Raw genomic sequence first — 2,700 nt, forward strand, 5'->3', positions numbered from 1 at the left:
CCATTGTAATTATTACGTCTCCAGTCGCATAATCCATTCCTGCCACCATCGCAGGAGTCTGTCCAAAGTTTCTCGCAAATTCAATTACCTTAACTTTTTTATCCTCCTTTGCTATTTCTTCAAGTATTTTCCCGGTTTTATCTGTGCTACCATCATTTACAAAAATTATTTCGTAATCATATGGAAGTTTACCCAAAACTTCTTTCAACCTTTTATAAAGTATAGGAACGTTTTTCTCTTCATTAAAAACCGGGATTACAATGGAAATTTTTTTATTAACTCCTGCCATGAATCTTCTCCTCAGGATAGTTAGATATAACCACTATAGAGTGTTTAGGAAGTAACTCCCTCTTCCTCATCAGCTCATAAAATTTCACTCCCTTCAGTTTTTTTAATCTATTTTCTCTCGTTATCACAAGAACCGGCCTTTCCTCTTTAAGCAATTTCCTTACCCTGTTAAAAGGAAGATTTTCCAGTTTGCCCAATCTATAGTAGTAAACTATCTCTGGACTTGAATAGTCTAAAAATACGACCTTGCACTCCTTACATGATTTTCTAATCTCAGCAACTCTTTTTGCAACGTAAGGCTTTGCTCTAAGGGGTTCCAGAGAGGGAAGTGTCACCCACTTAAACAGAACCATTCCTGCAATAAAGCCAGCAGTTATAGGTCTCAGAGCATCTTTACTCCAAACCGCCCACCAGACCCCCAAAAGCGGAGGCACTACAAACAAGAGTCCTATTATAGGCCACTGCTTCATACTCCAGAAAACTCCACCTGCAAGCGCCAGTGTTGTAAAAAGAAACGCTGTAAGATACAGAGGGACTTTTGTGTTTAACCGGAAAAGGTACCAGGTAGTTACCACAGCAAAGGCAGGAAACGAGGGAAGCAAGTAGTGAGCCAGCTTAGTATGAGCTATCTGGAAGAACAGGAAAACGACAAAAAACCAAACAGTGGAATACTCCAGAATACTATCCCCCCATATCCTTTTTTCTTTAAAAATCCGATATACTGCAAAAGGGAAGAAAAGAGAATACGGAAGAAAAATCCAGAAGTAATTAGCTAAATAATACCACCATTCGGTCGGATGACCTGGTATTTTTCCTGTAAAGCGCTGAATATTATGAAAAATTATGAAATCTTTAAAAAATTGATAACCATGCTTATACAGAACTGCTCCATACCAGGGAAGGACAACGGTAAAATAAATTGCAAATCCTGAAAACCATGGTATAGTTTTTAGTGTTTTAGTTAAATCTCTTCGCAAAATCAAATAAACTACAGCTATAAGGCCGGGAAGAACCAGGCCTACAGGTCCCTTAGTTAAAGTAGCCAACCCTGAAAAGAGGAATGCCAGCCTGTAAAAGTTCGTACTCCTTCTATGATAACCCTCAAAAAAGAAAATAAGTGAAGCCGTAATGAAAAAAGTAAGAACTATATCCGGCATCGCTACAGAAGACATTACTATAAAGTCCAGTAAAGAAAGAAGAACAAGGGAGCTCCAGAATGCAAATTTTTCACTTTTCCACCTACATAACCACCAGTAAACCAATAAAATCGTTAGGAATCCACATAAGGAAACAAAAAATCTTCCTCCAAATTCCCCAACTCCAAAGATTTTATATCCGAGGGCTATTAACCAGTAAACAAGTATGGGTTTATCAAACCTGTACTCGTAGTTATAGTAGGGCGTTATATAGTCCCCATTTTTAACCATTTCATAGGCAGCTTCAAGATACTTGGGCTCATCTTTATCAAAAGCTGAGTAAAAGCCATTCGGTAAAACAAGAAGTAAGAGAGAAAGAATTCCAAGTATAAAAAGACTCCTCCTGTTCATAACTGCCTACCTTTTGCATAAATTTCTGACGTTAGAAAGTATATCCCAAATACCGAAAAGAGGAGTTATGAAAACGTTTAGAAAACTGATGAAGTGTTCAAACTGCGGAAATGTTAGTGAGTTCGAATACCTGGGCTCTCGCGACGTTAACAAAAATGGGGAAGTTTCCGATATAATCGGTTCAACTTCTATGTGGATAAGCTACTATAAATGTCCCAACTGTAACTATATTGACGTTGAATTCAGCCCTATTGGAGAAAAACCGGATGTTCCTCAAGAGGCCTTTCGAGAAGTCGGTGAAAGTAGAGGAAAGCTGGGAAAGTAGATTTTTAAAGTGGTTTTTAACTCTACTTTTTTTAACTCTAATCGTGAACATCTGGGTTTTTATCTTAATTCACGAGGAACCCAGAAGGGGAATTATCACTTTAGAAATGTTAATCAAAAAAGATTTTTTTCAACCAACAGTTCTTGGAATTCCCTACTTTAAAAAACCCCCTTTTCATGAGTGGATAACTTCAGCTATTTCAGTGTTATTAGGGGAGGTTTCAGAATTTTCGCTCAGATTGCCTTCTGCCATTTCTGTGGTTTTAACATCTGTTGTTCTATTTTACGTAAACAAACACTTCTTCAAAGAAAGAGTTGCTCTATTCAGTGCTATTATCTATTCTACGTTTTATATAGTTCTGATTGGCTACGGCTCAAAATGTGAACCCGATACCCTCTTCTCTCTACTGATTACTTTAGCCACGTTGGGATGGTTTTTCTTCTTTGAGAAACAGAGAGAACTTGCAGCCTGGATTACTGGATACATGTTTACATCGTTTGCACTTCTGACAAAAGGTCTTCCAGCCATACAGTTTTTCTC

At 37.8% G+C, this 2,700-nt stretch carries 4 protein-coding genes; 2 read left to right on the forward strand and 2 right to left on the reverse strand.

Features of this window, described 5'->3' with window-relative positions; translation table 11 throughout:
* A partial coding sequence (locus tag MV676_RS07715) for a glycosyltransferase (RefSeq protein WP_297446474.1) occupies positions 1-289 on the reverse strand: 289 nt, incomplete at its 3' end.
* Entirely contained in the window at positions 276-1,835 is a 1,560-nt protein-coding gene (locus MV676_RS07720) for a glycosyltransferase family 39 protein (RefSeq protein WP_297446476.1), read from the reverse strand. The genes MV676_RS07720 and MV676_RS07715, both read right to left, overlap by 14 nt.
* 67 nt (positions 1,836-1,902) lie before the next feature.
* Here MV676_RS07720 and MV676_RS07725 point away from each other — a divergent pair, with 67 nt between their 5' ends.
* Positions 1,903-2,160 (forward strand): hypothetical protein, encoded by a 258-nt coding sequence (locus MV676_RS07725; RefSeq protein WP_297446478.1) that lies wholly within the window; start codon positions 1,903-1,905, stop codon positions 2,158-2,160.
* Positions 2,132-2,700 (forward strand): glycosyltransferase family 39 protein (locus MV676_RS07730; RefSeq protein ID WP_297446480.1); only part of this gene is annotated, 569 nt, incomplete at its 3' end. The genes MV676_RS07725 and MV676_RS07730, both read left to right, overlap by 29 nt.

This window comes from Desulfurobacterium sp. (assembly GCF_027028515.1).
In the GTDB taxonomy this organism is placed as follows: Bacteria; Aquificota; Aquificia; order Desulfurobacteriales; family Desulfurobacteriaceae; genus Desulfurobacterium_A.

Bases quoted from the DNA above. Each gene is read 5' to 3' on its own strand.
- MV676_RS07720 (WP_297446476.1), bottom strand. From the start codon at position 1,835: ATGAACAGGAGGAGTCTTTTTATACTTGGAATTCTTTCTCTCTTACTT.
- MV676_RS07725 (WP_297446478.1), top strand. From the start codon at position 1,903: ATGAAAACGTTTAGAAAACTGATGAAGTGTTCAAACTGCGGAAATGTT.